General features: G+C 50.7%; 15 protein-coding genes and 1 tRNA gene. 9 read left to right on the forward strand and 7 right to left on the reverse strand.

From position 1 onward, the window contains the following. From KKD83_06610 to KKD83_06620, 3 genes are all read left to right on the forward strand, one after another. A partial coding sequence (locus KKD83_06610; protein ID MBU2535818.1) for a serine hydrolase occupies positions 1-202 on the forward strand: 202 nt, incomplete at its 5' end. 333 nt (positions 203-535) lie between these two features. Continuing rightward, complete coding sequence (locus KKD83_06615; GenBank protein MBU2535819.1) at positions 536-2,653, forward strand: glycosyltransferase family 2 protein; 2,118 nt, start codon at positions 536-538, stop codon at positions 2,651-2,653. A 417-nt stretch (positions 2,654-3,070) separates the two neighbouring features. Continuing rightward, positions 3,071-4,030 carry an NAD(P)-dependent oxidoreductase gene (locus KKD83_06620; protein ID MBU2535820.1) on the forward strand — a complete coding sequence of 320 codons (960 nt, stop codon included), beginning with the start codon at positions 3,071-3,073 and terminating at the stop codon, positions 4,028-4,030. Positions 4,031-4,300: 270 nt separating this feature from the next. Here KKD83_06620 and KKD83_06625 read toward each other — a convergent pair whose 3' ends face one another. The 3 genes from KKD83_06625 to KKD83_06635 all read right to left on the reverse strand — a co-directional run bounded on the left by KKD83_06625 (position 4,301) and on the right by KKD83_06635 (position 6,347). Next, positions 4,301-5,473, reverse strand: a complete 1,173-nt coding sequence (locus KKD83_06625) for an amidohydrolase/deacetylase family metallohydrolase (protein ID MBU2535821.1) — start codon at positions 5,471-5,473, stop codon at positions 4,301-4,303. A gap of 252 nt (positions 5,474-5,725) precedes the next feature. Further along, entirely contained in the window at positions 5,726-6,220 is a 495-nt protein-coding gene (locus tag KKD83_06630) for a hypothetical protein (GenBank protein ID MBU2535822.1), read from the reverse strand. 51 nt (positions 6,221-6,271) lie between these two features. After that, a tRNA-Ala gene (locus KKD83_06635) sits at positions 6,272-6,347 on the reverse strand. Between the two features lie 125 nt (positions 6,348-6,472). On the opposite strand from KKD83_06635, the gene gatB reads away from it, so the two are divergent. From gatB to KKD83_06665, 6 genes are all read left to right on the forward strand, one after another. After that, a complete protein-coding gene (gene gatB / locus KKD83_06640; GenBank protein ID MBU2535823.1) occupies positions 6,473-7,948 on the forward strand; it encodes an Asp-tRNA(Asn)/Glu-tRNA(Gln) amidotransferase subunit GatB in 1,476 nt (491 codons plus the stop codon). A gap of 23 nt (positions 7,949-7,971) precedes the next feature. Further along, positions 7,972-8,190: a preprotein translocase subunit SecG gene (secG, locus tag KKD83_06645; GenBank protein MBU2535824.1), complete on the forward strand. Its 219-nt coding sequence runs from the start codon at positions 7,972-7,974 to the stop codon at positions 8,188-8,190. 29 nt (positions 8,191-8,219) lie between these two features. Continuing rightward, a complete protein-coding gene (locus KKD83_06650) occupies positions 8,220-9,044 on the forward strand; it encodes an SAM-dependent chlorinase/fluorinase (GenBank protein ID MBU2535825.1) in 825 nt (274 codons plus the stop codon). 89 nt (positions 9,045-9,133) lie between these two features. Further along, a complete protein-coding gene (locus KKD83_06655) occupies positions 9,134-9,277 on the forward strand; it encodes a hypothetical protein (GenBank protein MBU2535826.1) in 144 nt (47 codons plus the stop codon). A gap of 210 nt (positions 9,278-9,487) precedes the next feature. Then, positions 9,488-10,378 carry a prenyltransferase gene (locus KKD83_06660; protein MBU2535827.1) on the forward strand — a complete coding sequence of 297 codons (891 nt, stop codon included), beginning with the start codon at positions 9,488-9,490 and terminating at the stop codon, positions 10,376-10,378. A gap of 39 nt (positions 10,379-10,417) precedes the next feature. Further along, positions 10,418-11,122 carry a ubiquinone/menaquinone biosynthesis methyltransferase gene (locus KKD83_06665; GenBank protein ID MBU2535828.1) on the forward strand — a complete coding sequence of 235 codons (705 nt, stop codon included), beginning with the start codon at positions 10,418-10,420 and terminating at the stop codon, positions 11,120-11,122. A gap of 4 nt (positions 11,123-11,126) precedes the next feature. Here KKD83_06665 and KKD83_06670 read toward each other — a convergent pair whose 3' ends face one another. From KKD83_06670 to cysS, 4 genes are all read right to left on the reverse strand, one after another. Continuing rightward, the gene (locus tag KKD83_06670) at positions 11,127-12,368 is read right to left on the reverse strand and encodes a coproporphyrinogen III oxidase family protein (protein ID MBU2535829.1); all 1,242 of its coding nucleotides are present in this window, start codon (positions 12,366-12,368) and stop codon (positions 11,127-11,129) included. Positions 12,369-12,429: 61 nt separating this feature from the next. Then, positions 12,430-12,744: a YbjQ family protein gene (locus KKD83_06675; protein MBU2535830.1), complete on the reverse strand. Its 315-nt coding sequence runs from the start codon at positions 12,742-12,744 to the stop codon at positions 12,430-12,432. Beyond that, positions 12,741-12,956, reverse strand: coding sequence for a hypothetical protein (locus tag KKD83_06680; GenBank protein MBU2535831.1), 216 nt, complete (start codon positions 12,954-12,956; stop codon positions 12,741-12,743). The genes KKD83_06675 and KKD83_06680 overlap by 4 nt, the downstream gene beginning before the upstream one ends. Before the next feature lie 16 nt (positions 12,957-12,972). Continuing rightward, the coding region (cysS, locus tag KKD83_06685) for a cysteine--tRNA ligase (protein MBU2535832.1) at positions 12,973-14,320 on the reverse strand (1,348 nt) is incomplete at its 5' end.

The raw sequence follows: 14,320 nt of genomic DNA on the forward strand, positions 1-14,320 counted from the left end.
CACCGATTTAGCTGAATCTACAGCCATTGGTTCAGTAGGCACTTGCGGCTGGAGCGGTGCCGCATGCACGCAGTTCTTTATTGACCCAAAGGAAGAATTAATCGCCCTTGCTCTCTCACAAGTATTTGGTTTCGGATTCAAGCCTGGTTTTGCTTTAGACCAAGAATTTGAGAAGGCCATATATCAGGCGATAATCGTCTGAAGTGTAGTTCGCGACACAAACCGTCATTTTGTTCAGTCAGAACCTTTTTGTTTGTATCTGTACAAAACAATTCCAAGACGGTGTTGTAAGGAAAGATAAGATCGGAGAGGACAATATAAGTCATATTGACTCTGGGTGAGGGATCATAATATGATTACATCATTAGGGATGCTGGGGGCTGTGAGTAACTATCTGTGCTGACTGGGGAAATTTAGGTGGGTTTGAGGACAAAAAAATCTTACCAACATATTACAAATCTTGAGAGATCTCTGTACAAACAGCCTTTGGTGACCTTTTACACAGTTCACATTTAGATGGCAGATGATGGGAAATATGAACTGGCCGAAAGAGACCATTATTACCAAGACGGCCATTGGTATAACCCTTGTTGGAAGCATGCTGTTCGCATGGGAACTTTTCGGTCTTCTGGTAACCCATATCAACTCAGGTGCCATTTGGCGTGCCGTGGAACACGGAGCATTCATCGCCTTCGTCAGCTTCATAATCTACAGCGGGTTGGTGTATCAATTTACTCGTTTGGGTCACTTCAAACGGCAGTTGATACATCGGCGCGCATCACAGAACGAACTAGATGCGTTCGCTATTGACAGGATAGCGCCACCGGCTGTCTTCTTGATTCCATCTTACAAAGAGGAAGAACGTGTGATTCGGCAAGCTCTCCTTTCGGTAGCCCTGCAAGAGTATCCTAATCGCCGTATTGTTCTCCTCATAGATGATCCTCCCAATCCAATCTCTCCCAACGATCAGGCAAGTCTAGCAGCCACGAGAAGGTTGACCATGGAAGTGCAGCAGGTACTCGACTGTGAAGCTAACAAGTACCGCGAGGCAATGATAGCCTATATCAATCGGAAATCGATAGGAGACGTAGGTGATCTCTTAAGGGAACGTGAAACCGTAGTCCAACTCTACACACAGGCAGCCCAGTGGTTTCGAAACGCTGCGTCACGATATGAGGTAACCGATCACACAGACAGGCTCTTTGTCGAGAAAATCCTTCTTGAGCGCAGCTACCGATACTTGGAAATTGCAAAGAATATCAGGAATTCTTCAAGCCACCTGAGTATGGACAGGCTTGAAAGGGAGTACAAGCGGTTGAGCAGTTTGTTCCAAGTGGAATTGGCCTACTTCGAACGCAAGCGCTACGTGAACCTCTCCCATGAACCTAACAAGGCGATGAACCTTAACAGCTACATCGAGCTAATGGGAAGGAGTTTCCGAGAGACGAACCACGCGGACGGAGTTCACCTTGAACCAACTCCACCTTCCGATGAAATGCTCAACATTCCTGACGCAGATTATATCATAACCCTGGATGCTGATAGCTTGTTGCTCCCTGAATATGCACTGAGGCTAATCCATATTTTGGAGCAACCACAAAACGTTAGAATCGCAGTCATTCAGACACCGTACAGTGCGGTGCCAAATCCTGCTAGTATTGTGGAACGCATCGCTGGAGCCACGACAGACATACAATGTGTGATCCACCAAGGATTTACTCACTTCGACGCGACCTACTGGGTTGGGGCAAACGCGGTTCTTCGTAAGGTAGCACTTGCGGATATACGCGTTATGGGGAGTGAACGTGGTTTCCCAATAGCAAAATACATACAGGACAGGACAGTCATAGAGGATACGGAGTCCTCCGTTGACCTCATAGCTCGGGGTTGGAAACTCTATAACTACCCTGAGCGGTTGTCCTATAGTGCGTCCCCTCCTGACTTCGGTTCGCTCTTGATACAGAGGCGCCGCTGGGCAAATGGAGGTATAATCATCTTACCCAAACTGTTTCGTTACCTCTTAAGTAGACCTTTCAAGCAGAGTAAGGTGGGCGAAGGTATAATACGCTTTCACTACCTGGCGTCTCTTGCAGCTGTCAACTTTGGGCTGTTACTAATGCTAGTGTACCCTTTTGAAAGTAGCATGCGTAGTTTCCTGCTGCCTGTAGTTTGCTTACCGTATTTCTACCTGTACGGGCGTGACATGGTCATTATTGGCTATCGTGCGAGCGATCTGGCCCGTGTGTACGCGCTGAATCTGATGTTGCTGCCGGTTAACCTAGCAGGCGTGTTAAAATCACTTCAACAAGCGATCTGTAGGCGCAAAGTTCCCTTTGGGCGAACACCCAAGGTGCGAGGGAGAACAGGTGTGCCTCTCCTGTACCTGGTTGTATTATACGGGCTTCTAGTCTTGGCTCTTTCGTCTTTCCTTATGGACATGCTACACGCACGCTACGCTCACGCAACATTTTGCTTGATAAACTCCGCATTTTTTACATACATAGTTGTCAGATTCATCGGGCTCCGAAGCACGGTCGAAGACATCATGTCCAGTAACTTCCTAAGGTCGATAGAGAGGAAGTGGGCGACTTTGCTGGCGCAAGCAGCGAGTGCTACCGTGAATCGGCTGAGAGCTCGACACGCTGAAAGTTAATTTCACTCATGATATTGAGTTAGGGATTGGTTACTGATAACGGATGTAATAATTCGTCAGATTGTGCAATAAAGGAACGATTTTTATCTGAATTGCACAAAACAGTCGATTGTATAAGATATCGTTAAAGAATCGTTTGTTATCTAGTAAAAAAATTCGTTATTGTGTGATTTGTAGCTAGACATTAAAGATGCAGATGGTTTGGCATATAGAACTGGAGTAGTCGATCGTAAACCCTTGTCGACGATTCGACGTAACTTCTGCAAGAGAAGAGTTGACGGGCGTCTTTATGAGACTGCATAATGTAGCCGTCTCGTTTGGGCCACGCCTGAGGCCAGGGGCCAGCCGAAATGGGGAATCTCAGTTTACAGAACTCCGTCAGTCCACGAGCAACTACTTGGGGAGAAGGAGCCAGCCATGAAAACGCTGGTTACAGGGGGAACAGGTTTCGTCGCTAGTAATATCGTTCGGACGCTTGCGGGGCAGGGAGAGCAGGTAGTTTCCTTCGACCTCGTTCCGCCCAGCGATCTGCTCCGTGCGTATATTGAGCCTTGGGCCGAGAGAGTCACCTTCATTCAGGGTGACCTTCTCAGCCAAGACGAGCTAGACGCGGTCCTTGAGCAGGACATCAAGCGGATCGTGCATGCCGCGGTTTTCACCGGCCTCTTCCCCAATATCGAGGCTGGGAGGAGCAGGGACATCGTAGCTATCAACGTGATGGGCACCACCAATGTGCTCGAGATGGCACGCAAGCTGTCCATCGAGCGGTTCCTCTACGTCAGCTCTGGCGCGGTCTATGGAGACGACCATCCCGACAGGGTGCTGACGGAGGAGAGCGCCCCACGTCCGCACACGCTCTATGCAGTGACGAAATACGTAAGTGAGCTGCTGACGCGTCGCTACGGAGAATTGCACGGTTTCCCCACGGTGAGCGTCCGTTTGGGCAGTCCCTATGGACCCATGGAGCGAGTCACTGGCCACCGGGCCAACCAGTCCCTGTTCAAAGATTGGACAGGGAACATCGTCCGCGGGGAGCCAATCGAAGTGGGAGACAGGTCTGTGGAGCAGGTCTTCTCCTACGTCCTTGACATCGCTGGCGGCATCTGCGCAGTCCTGAACGCTCCATCTCTCTCCTACGATGTGTACAACGTCTCTACGGGAGAGCAGGCCTCACTCGAGCGAATCGTCGCGGTCCTCCGTGATCTGCACCCGGGGTTGCAGGTCCTCGACAAGCCGGAAGCAGGGCCGCCTCGAGGCGGCAGAAAATTGAAGGCGCAACGTCTGATGAGGGATGTGGGGTTTCGCCCGCGGTATGACCTGCGCTCGGGACTAGAGGAGTACCTGGACTGGCGGCGGGCCAACAACTTCACAGAGTAGGGAATAACCGAGAGGCCATACCGTACCCCCTTCAATGCGCCTCTCCCCCAATGTTAACCCGCGATTCTCGATTATAGAAAATCCCCATTTGCATGCTTGATCTGATTTTTCTAGTATTTTAGACAAAGCCTGTCCAACAATCCTTCATAATTGTGTAATTTGACAATTTGGGCTATTGTGCAATGGTTATCGGCCTACGGTGTTCACTTATCGCTTATGGATCAAATATTATTTCACGCTGAGGCCCGCCGTTTTGTTAATGTAGAAACGCTAGGCTGCTTGGTCAGCCACTGGTGGTACACCTAGCCCTTTAACTGTTGGCAGGGGCAGTCCCGATTTAACAGTCGAATCTGGTGATAGTAACCGGGTCAGAGTCAGCGTTTTTTGTTCCGAATCGACTATAGTCCATTTGCCAGAAAGTAGATTCAGTATGGAAATATCGGCGGCCATGCCGGGTTTTAAACTACCTATTCTGTCAGCCAAGCCGAGGGCACGCGCCGGATTAATGGTGCTCATTTCGATTACTTGTGTTAGCTTTAACCCCAATCCTAACAGAGTGGACATTACTGCGGTCAAGCCATACACCCGGTCGGTGATTGAAGGTGCAACGATGTCAGAACTGATGGTGGTGGGCAAGATACCCTGACTCAACCCATTTTTGGCTACCTCAAAGTTAAAGTGAATACGACCACGCCCAATATCTAGAATTACTCCTCGTTGCATTGCCTGTTTCAACTCCGGTAAAAATGTACCATCGTCGCGCATGCAACCTCCCCAATTGGAATTATAGAGATGGGTCAAGATATCTCCTGACTCCAGTAACGGCAGAGTTTCTTGTGTTAAAGTTGGTGAGACTAGTTGTTTTAAATCGCCCATATGTACCACCAGAGGTAAGTCGAACCTCTTGGCTACTTTTTGAGCCGTTTTAACCACTTCAACTCCCTCCCTGGAGATGAGGTCGCCTAATAGGCGTATCTTAATTCCCCTGATCAAATCACGGTTAGCTTGTACAGTGGCTGCAGTGGCATCTACGTCAATCTCTTCCCAGGTTCGCAATTCAGGGATGATTTTTTGTCCGAGTGAACCAATATGAAGTAAGCAATAAACTGTAGTACGGGCGGTGGCAATATCTTTTTTAAGATCATCGAAAGTCGCTTGCCCAGCGCTTCCTCCATCTACCACCGTGGTCACTCCCTGATTGACACCAACGGTGTCGGGTTCGGTGCCGGGAGGATCCTGTTTATTGTAGACATGGCAATGAGAGTCAATCAGCCCCGGAGTGACAATTTTACCTTGGGCATTGATTACCTGGTTGCTTTCTGTCGGTGAGATATTTTCAGACAGGCAAGCAATTTTATCTCCATTAATGGCAATATCCAATTGGTCGTCTAGTTGCTGTGCTGGGTCAATTATCCTTCCACTCTTTATCAATAGATCGTACATTAAACACCACCTTTACCAAGATATTATAAGATTCTTAATATTCCTTGCATATTTGAAATGCATCATTATAGCATGAGTTGGTATTAAAGCAAATAACACGCTGTTACTTCATTCAATTGATATAACAAAATGTTGTCAAAATATAAAAACCATATTGTTGCAATGAGGGCTGGATATTCTCACGGAAAGAGTGTCCGGCCCATTATTATTACTTACATTGTTTCGTTTTGAGCCTTTAGTGTTGACAAGATACTAGTTAAGGATCCAATAAGCGCGGATATCGGCAACGGTCAGACGGGCGAGTTCACCGCGTCTGAGTCCGGTCAGAGTGGCGAATCTGACAAGCAGAAGATCTCTCTCCACCGTCCGCTTGTGGGTATTCTTGTGACGAATGAAATCAATTAATCGCTCGATATCATCCGGCTCAACGTATTCAGGGAGGGATTTGGGTTTCGCCGGTCTGATATCCAGGCTTTCTCCGTACCATTCCATGAAGCCACGTATCATGCCCGCATATCGTACCATTGTTGCCTGGGCATGGTTGGCATATTGGGCAAGGAACTGCGTTGCCAGTTCTACCGAGGGGGGAAATTCCCCCAGAAACTGGTGGTATTTATCAAGGATGAGTGTGTACTGGTCATACTGCCCCGGGGTCAGTCTGACCTTGAGACGGTCGTAGTAGAGCGAAAAAAGTTCGTGGTTTGTCTTGCGCTTGAGGGGAAGTCGGCGTTTAGCTTTATCGTCCAACAGCACCTCGAGCAATTCTCTGACGCTTAATTCTTCGATTGCTGAATCTAATGGTGGAGCTGAGGAGACTCGAACTCCTGACTTCCTCGTTGCAAACGAGGCGCTCTCCCGACTGAGCTACAGCCCCACTGCCGTAGGCAGTATACCACATCTGTAACAGGTTTATTATCCTTCACTGACGATGCATCCCCGTTCTTGTCAGCTATAGGCAATACTGTTATACTGAATCCGTTACCGATTCGAGGGCCGGCCATGAACTTTGAGACCATCATCGGGCTGGAAGTACACGCCCAGTTGTTGACCAAGAGCAAAATGTACTGCGGCTGCAGTGCTGATTATGCTGCCGCCCCGCCCAATACCCACGTCTGCCCGGTATGCCTCGGTATGCCCGGCGTTCTGCCAGTTATCAACAAGCAGGCGGTGGAGTACACCATCATGACAGCGCTGGCATTGAACTGCACCATTTCCGATTACACCAAGTTCGACCGCAAGAACTATCCGTATCCGGACCTGATGAAAGGCTACCAGATTTCCCAGTATGATGCGCCTATCGGGAAGGGTGGCTGGTTAGATATTGAAGTCGATGGCAAGAAAAGGAAAATCGCTATTACCCGTGTGCATCTGGAAGAAGATGTGGCCAAGCTCCTGCACCGGACAGGTACTGATGGAGAAGAGTACAGCCTGGTGGACGTGAACCGTTCCGGCGTGCCGCTGATGGAGATTGTCGGCGAGCCGGACCTGCGTTCGCCGGAGGAAGCCCGCCAGTATTTAAACAAGCTGCGCAGCATTCTACAGTACCTCGGCGTCTCAACGGGAAACATGGAGGAGGGCAGTTTCCGCTGCGATGCCAACATCAGCATCCGCCCTGAAGGCAGTTCCAACTTGGGGCCCAAGGTTGAAGTCAAGAATATGAACAGCTTCCGGGCGGTCTACCAGGCGATGGACTACGAGGCCAGGCGGCAGAGGAAAGCCTACAGCGAAGGCAAGAAGCTTGTTCAGGAGACGCGGGGCTGGGTTGAGGAAAAGGGAAAGACGGTGGCGCAGCGCAGCAAGGAGTATGCCCATGACTACCGCTATTTCCCCGAGCCCGACCTCCCCCCTCTGATGATAAGTCGGGAGTGGGTGGAGGAAATAAGGGCTAAAATACCTGAACTGCCAGAGGACAGACGAGGCCGATTCATGACGGAGTATGGCCTGCCGCTCTATGACGCCAGCGAGCTAACAAAAACCAAAGATATGGCCGATTACTTTGAAGAAAGCACTAAAACTGATGCCTACCAGAAGCTGCCTTCCGATAAAGCGGCCAAAGAAGTGAGCAACTGGCTTCTGGGTCAAGCTAGCCATATAATGAACGCTGCCAATACTGATATAGAGGGATTCAGGAAAATGATCAGCCCTGAACAACTATGCCAGCTTGTGGCCAAAATACCGGCAGGTAGTGTTAGCAGCACCAGTGCCAAAGAGGTGCTGGGCGAAATGTTTAATACAGGGAAAAGTGCTGAGGAAGTTATACAAGAGCGCGGCCTCATCCAGATAAGCGATACCGGGGAGCTTGAAGCCGCCATAGTTGACGTGATAAACTCAAATGAACAGGCCGTGTCCGATTACAAAGCGGGCAAGGAAACAGCGCTGAAATTCCTGGTGGGGCAGGTGATGCGGGCGACGAAGGGTCGCGCCAATCCGGTCCTGGCCGGTGACCTGTTGAAGAAAAAGCTTGATGAAAGCTGAAGCGGGTAGATAGGAAGGGAAAGATGCAGACCTACTTAAATATAGCGCAGATAGTGCTGGCAGTAACCCTGATACTGATTATTCTTTTGCAGGTTAGAGGTGGTGGACTGGGGGGCATCTTCGGTCAGCCCGATACGGTATACCGGACGAAGCGGGGCCTGGAAAAGACGATGTTTCAGCTCACCATTGCCCTGGCCGTCCTTTTTATCATCATCGCCATAATCTCGCTCCGGCTCACCTGAGCACCAGTTTGACGGAAACTGGGAGAAACATGAACGCCATCATCACCCTGACCACTGATTTTGGCTTGACCGACGCTTATGTGGCGGCGATGAAGGGTGTAATTCTCGGAATCAACCCCAAGGCTAACATCATCGATATATGCCATGCTATAGCGCCGCAAAACATATCTCAGGCGGCTTTCGTTCTGAACACGGCTTATAAGTTTTTTCCCGAACGCACCGTACACGTGGTCGTGGTTGACCCTGGGGTGGGGACGGGGCGGAGGGCGATTATACTGCGCACACCTCAATTCGACTTCATTGCGCCGGATAACGGCGTGTTGAGCTACGTAATAGAGCCGTTTTTAAAGCAGTGGCCAGGTCCTGAGCAGGGGCAGGTTACGCTTCCCCCCGAATTAAAAGCAGTATCGATTACAAAGCCGGAGTTCTGGCGTACACCAGTAAGCCCAACGTTTCATGGTCGTGACATCTTTGCCCCGATTGCTGCCCGGCTTTCACTGGGGGCATCGCCAGAAACATTTGGCGAGGTCATGAATTCCGTTACGGTATTGCCGGAAACTCGACCGCATCAGGAATCGGCGGATACACTATTGGGGCGAATCGTGCACATAGACAATTTCGGCAATCTGATAACCAATTTCAAACATGAAGACCTGCCACAAAAGCCTTTCGCCGTTGAGGTAAGCAATCGCTCCATTTCGGGGCTGAGCCGGACTTATGCGGAAGGTGAAGAGTTGCTGGCGCTCATCGGAAGCAGCGGCTATCTTGAAATTGCCGTGAAGGGAGGCAGCGCCCTTGATTTTCTGGGCGTTGCAGTGGGTGGTGAAGTCAGGATAAAGCTGGGGAAAAGGTAAATTGGGCGATTTTGAACCTCGATGCTATTGACAAATCTTGGCAGGTTTGTTACTCTGCTTCACAGAGTCCAATAAAGGAGGATTGACAAATGCCCCAGGCTTATTGCATGAAATGTCGAAAGAAAGTAGAAATCAAAAACGCGAAAGCAACAACTCTCAAGAACAAGCGCCCGGCCACTCAGGGCGAATGCCCCAGCTGCGGCACCAAGGTATTCCGCATCGGCAAGTCCTAAACCTGTCCTGGAATTAAATAAAGTCTCTGCAAACGTCCTGGCTACATACAGAGAAGCCAGGCAATTATTGAAAGAAATATAATTAATATTTCTTATTATTCCGTATTATCGATTATCCGGTAATATATGAAGGCATTGTCATTGACAGTGCCTTCTTTGTTCCATTACATTGGTCTTTAGAGTTCTTTATCATCTTTTGGAGAATCGGCCGTGAAACTAAAGCTATTGTTCCTGGAAACAAGGCCCCAGTTTCTGTTACTCTCCGTGGTGCTGGCGTTTCTGGGCACCAGCATTGCCTGGTATGACGGTTTTTTTAACCTCGGTTATGCGCTGCTGGCTGGCTTCGGGCTGCTGCTCACTCATATCAGTGTCAATACCCTGAATGACTATTTTGATTACCGGAGCGGCGTGGACCTGGCTACAAAACGGACACCCTTCAGCGGCGGCAGCGGCATCCTGCCCGCGGAGCTGCTCACACCGAAACAGGTCTTCTGGCTTGGCATGTCTTCTTTCCTGATGGCGGTGGGCATCGGTGTATTTTTCATCCTGACGACGGGATGGCTGCTTCTTCCTCTGCTGGTGTTCGCTGCGATATGTGTTCTTTTCTATACGCCGTTAATACTCAAAATGCCCTGGCCAGAATGGGCCGCCGGGTTTGGTCTTGGCGTGTTGCCGATTCTGGGGCTTTACTTTGTCCAGACCGCTCAATACACCTGGCACACGGTGATTGCGGCAGTTCCCTCCGGGATTCTGGTGCATAACCTCCTCCTGCTCAACGAGTTCCCCGACACCGAGGCAGACGCTCAGGGTGGACGAAGGACTTTGCCTATAATTATGGGCGGGTCGCGTTCCAGCCTCATTTATTCATTTTTTACTATTGCAATCTATCTATGGATAATCGGGTGGGTCATTGCCGGCGTGATGCCCGTCTTCTCGCTTATCGCGCTGTTAACGCTCCCCTTTGCCCTGAAGGCAATCAAGGGTTCCAGGAAGCACCAGGAGATGGCGCGACTCGTTCCCGCGATGGCCAGCAACGTGCTGGTCGTCCTCGTGACGCAGCTTCTCCTGGGCATCGGCTATATACTGGCCAGAATTGTCTGAACAGCTCACGCAATAATCAGAGATGCCGTAATAAATGTTATGAGCAGACCTCTGCAACGCATGTTCACCGAGGTGCCGCCCCGTTACGACCTTATCAATTCGGTCATAACCTGGGGGCTTGACCGGCGGTGGCGGAGAAAAGCGGCGGAGGAATGCCTGAAGGGTAAACCGGAAAAGGTGCTCGACCTCTGCTGCGGGACCGGTGACCTGGCCATAACCGTGTGCAGACTTGGTAGAAGCGAAGTCAGCGTGGTCGGAATCGATTACAGTCCGCCCATGCTGGAAATCGCGCGAAAGAAGGCGGCGTCTCTGGATGGTGATAAGCATATTTCCTTCATCAATGGCGATGCGGCATCTCTCCCTTTCCCCGACGCATCCTTCGACTCTGTCGGCATCTCTTTTGCCTTCCGAAACTTAACCTATAAGAATCCACTGGCGAGACAGCATTTAACTGAGGTCCGGCGCCTCCTCACCGCCGGGGGCAGGTACGTTGTTGTTGAGACCAGCCAGCCCACTGCAAGGTTTATCCGAGGAATATTCCACCGGTATCTGCGCTGGATTGTCCGCCGCGTGGGGGTTTGGCTCTCCGGAAACAAGGGGGCATATAACTATCTGGCGGAGTCGGCGGCCAGCTTCTATACCGCAGAGGAGGTGAAGGCTATGCTGCTTGAGTCAGGTTTCCGTGAGGTTCTGTACCGGCCGCTTCTGTTTGGCGCCGCCGGCATCCATATTGCCGTCAAATGAGTGGTTAAGTCTGCTCTTCGATATATAGTTCTCTCAGGTTGTTGAGGGAGGTGAAAAATTCCCGCATCATAACGCTCACCGGGTACATGCCTTTTCTGGTTACCCGGATTTTGTCCTTGCTCCTTACCAGGTTAGAGAGCTTTAAAAGGAGCAGCTCCGAGTTTAATTTTTTTTCAATACTGGCGCCAAACCTCTGCGCAAACCTATCGGCATCCAGTTCCATGCCGAAGAGTTTGGTGAGCAGATAGTAGCGCTGGTTTTCCCTTTCCGATAGTTTGCGCCAGCCAACGATGGGCAGGGTATCCTGGCTCAGCAACTCGCCGTACCGGTCCAGCGAAAACGTATTCACGTAGAAATTGCCGCCCACGATGCTTACCGAGCCGGCACCGATGCCTATATAGTCGTCGAAGTCGATGATATATTCATCAATCATCCGCTCACCTCTGGAGAAGCACCAGACGGTGGATGCCTTGTAATCGTCTGCGTAGAGTTCCTTAAGGATGACATCGTAAAATCGCTTCTCCTCAGTTATGTCCACGCGGTTGAAGCGCCGCTCCAGAGCGTTTTTTTTGTGCGGGGAAGCCATGAGGGGATAGAAGGTGGCCTGGTCGATATTTAGCTCTTTAAATGTCCGCACATCCGCCCGGAACTGGTCAACCGTCTGGCCCGGGAAATTGAAGACGAAGTCTACGTTCACCGTGTCGAACTCTCCCTCCGCCATCAGCACCTGCTGCTTCATTTCGTCACTGGGGCCGAAAGGCCTTCCCATCGCTTTGACGATGCCGTCATCGAAGCTCTGCACCCCGATGGAAAGGCGGTTGATGCCGGCCGCCTTGAGCCGGGCGATGTTCTCCCGGTTGATTTCACGGGGAGTGGTCTCCAGCGAGATGCGCTTGACGTCGAAATTGGCTTTGAGGTAGTCGATAAAGCCGACCAGTTCGTCCATGAGGATGGTCGGCGTGCCGCCACCGAAGTAAAAATCTGAGAAAGCGAAGCCCTTCTCGATGTAGAGGTCAAGCTCCCGCTTCAGGTGCCTGAAATACTGTCGTGCTTTATCTTCCTTGAACAGGTAGCGATTAAAGCAGCAGAACGGGCACAGGGTACGGCAGAACGGGATATGAATATAGAGCGATATATCTCTGATTTCCCTGGCGCCTGTGAATACTGAATCGTCAATGTCTTGTTGTAGTTTCAGGAACTTATGTCCCTCGCGCCTGGTAACCCAGCCGACCATGTTTGCCAGCATTTTATACTAACCCCATACGTGAATAGAGTACATTATTCAGCAGGTTCGTGCGTTTAGAAGTTTACTGCACCACAACGCCGGTGCCGTAGGCCAGAACCTCGGCGGCGTTCTGCATGACCATAGAGGTGGCGAATCGCATGCTCACAATGGCGTTGGCACCCTGCTTTTCCGCGTCCTCAATCAGCCTCTTGATGGACTCCTCCCTCGCCTCGGCCATCATCTTGGTGTATTCGGTGATTTCGCCGCCGGCTAAACCGCGAAAAGAGGCCATAATATCCTTGCCCAGATGTCGTGCCCGTATGGTGCTGCCCCGCACCAGACCGATGGTCTTGGTTATCTTTTTACCCTCAATTTCCGCTGAGGTAGTGATAATCATCGCTCAACCTCCTTGAAATCCTCTGTTTTCGCCTTTTTAATTCGGTCTTTAATCGCCACGCCGATGAGGATGAGTATCCCGGCACCAATCGCCCCGACCGCTATCCTGACGATTAACGGAATCTCGCTTTCGGCAAAGAAGGCATTGACTGACCAGCCAATCAGGGCGAGCATCCCCAGTGCCATGAGAACGAGAGCTACTTTCTGCCACATATTATACCTCCAGATTTTAGCGTTTCCGCCGCCGCACCGTTCCCTGCGGGGTATCTTCCATGGCGATGCCGGCTTCATCCAGTCTAGATCGAATATAATCGGCAAGCTGCCATTTTTCATCTTTACGAAGTTCATTGCGGGTTGCCATTAGCTCCTTCAGTACATCTTCAGCATCGGTATCAAGCCTATCGACAGGTATTTCTTTCAAATGAGCTTCCATAAGTTGTTTATTGATCGAGGTTATTTTTTGGCGCAACGACTCAATATCAATTTGCAGCGCTTCTGCCTCTTTGAAGGTAAGGCCTATTACACCACCCAGTTCCACCATTGTTTTTCTGGCTTCAACAGCCTCAAGCCCTTCACTATCATATCGGTTGATTTCACGCGCCAGGTCAAACAATGCTGCTACAGCTTGAGCCGTATTAAAATCATCATCCATGGCCTCGATAAAGCGTTTTCGATATTGCTTCGTGTCTATTTTTCTGGTTGCCTTTCCTCCACTTGCCGGATTATTAACGGTCTGCCGAAGCCGCTCTGCCCCCCGCTCCGCCGCCTCCAGTATCTCCTCGGAGTAGGTGAGCGGGCTGCGGTAGTGGGAGCTGAGGACGAAGATGTGGATGGCGTCGGCGCTGTATTTCACCAGAGCGTCTTTGATGGTGATAAGATTGCCCAGCGACTTGCTCATCTTCTCCTGGCCCATCTGCACCATGCCGTTGTGCAGCCAGTATCTGACGAACGGTTTGATGCCGGTAAAGCTCTCCGACTGGGCGATTTCGTTCTCATGGTGGGGAAAGACAAGGTCCTGCCCGCCGCCGTGTATATCCAGGGTATTCCCCAGGAATTTCAGGCACATGGCGCTGCACTCCATGTGCCATCCCGGTCTCCCCTTACCCCACGGGCTGTCCCAGTCCGGTTCGCCCGGTTTGGAAGCTTTCCAGAGGACAAAGTCCATGGGGTCTTCCTTCTCTTCACCCGCCTCAATGCGTGCTCCGGACCTCATCGAATCCAGGCTGCGGTGGGAAAGCTTGCCGTAGTCGGGGACATTTCTCACGCGGAAATAGACACTGCCCTGCGACTCGTAGGCATACCCCCTGTCAATCAGGCCCTGCACGATTTCAATAATATCCGGTATCACTTCGGTGGCACGTGGGTTCACATCAGGTGGTTCTATGTTCAGCGCTTTCATGTCCTCTTTGAAGCTATTTGTGAATATCTCAGCCAGCTCCTCAGTTGAAATGTTGCGCTTATTCGCCCGGTCAATGATTTTGTCGTCGATATCGGTAACGTTCTGCACATACTTCACCCTGTAGTCGCGGTACCTGAGATAACGCCGGATGACATCGAATATGATATAGCTCATGGCG

The sequence above is a fragment of the Chloroflexota bacterium genome, assembly GCA_018829775.1.
GTDB lineage: Bacteria > Chloroflexota > Dehalococcoidia > Dehalococcoidales > RBG-16-60-22 > E44-bin89.

Excerpts from the sequence above, each read along its gene's own strand:
- KKD83_06665 (MBU2535828.1), top strand. The coding sequence starts at position 10,418 with ATGAGCAGACCTCTGCAACGCATGTTCACCGAGGTGCCGCCCCGTTAC.
- KKD83_06620 (MBU2535820.1), top strand. The coding sequence starts at position 3,071 with ATGAAAACGCTGGTTACAGGGGGAACAGGTTTCGTCGCTAGTAATATC.
- KKD83_06670 (MBU2535829.1), bottom strand. The coding sequence starts at position 12,368 with ATGCTGGCAAACATGGTCGGCTGGGTTACCAGGCGCGAGGGACATAAG.
- KKD83_06680 (MBU2535831.1), bottom strand. The coding sequence starts at position 12,956 with ATGTGGCAGAAAGTAGCTCTCGTTCTCATGGCACTGGGGATGCTCGCC.
- KKD83_06650 (MBU2535825.1), top strand. The coding sequence starts at position 8,220 with ATGAACGCCATCATCACCCTGACCACTGATTTTGGCTTGACCGACGCT.
- KKD83_06675 (MBU2535830.1), bottom strand. The coding sequence starts at position 12,744 with ATGATTATCACTACCTCAGCGGAAATTGAGGGTAAAAAGATAACCAAG.
- KKD83_06615 (MBU2535819.1), top strand. The coding sequence starts at position 536 with ATGAACTGGCCGAAAGAGACCATTATTACCAAGACGGCCATTGGTATA.
- gatB (MBU2535823.1), top strand. The coding sequence starts at position 6,473 with ATGAACTTTGAGACCATCATCGGGCTGGAAGTACACGCCCAGTTGTTG.
- secG (MBU2535824.1), top strand. The coding sequence starts at position 7,972 with ATGCAGACCTACTTAAATATAGCGCAGATAGTGCTGGCAGTAACCCTG.
- KKD83_06655 (MBU2535826.1), top strand. The coding sequence starts at position 9,134 with ATGCCCCAGGCTTATTGCATGAAATGTCGAAAGAAAGTAGAAATCAAA.
- KKD83_06625 (MBU2535821.1), bottom strand. The coding sequence starts at position 5,473 with ATGTACGATCTATTGATAAAGAGTGGAAGGATAATTGACCCAGCACAG.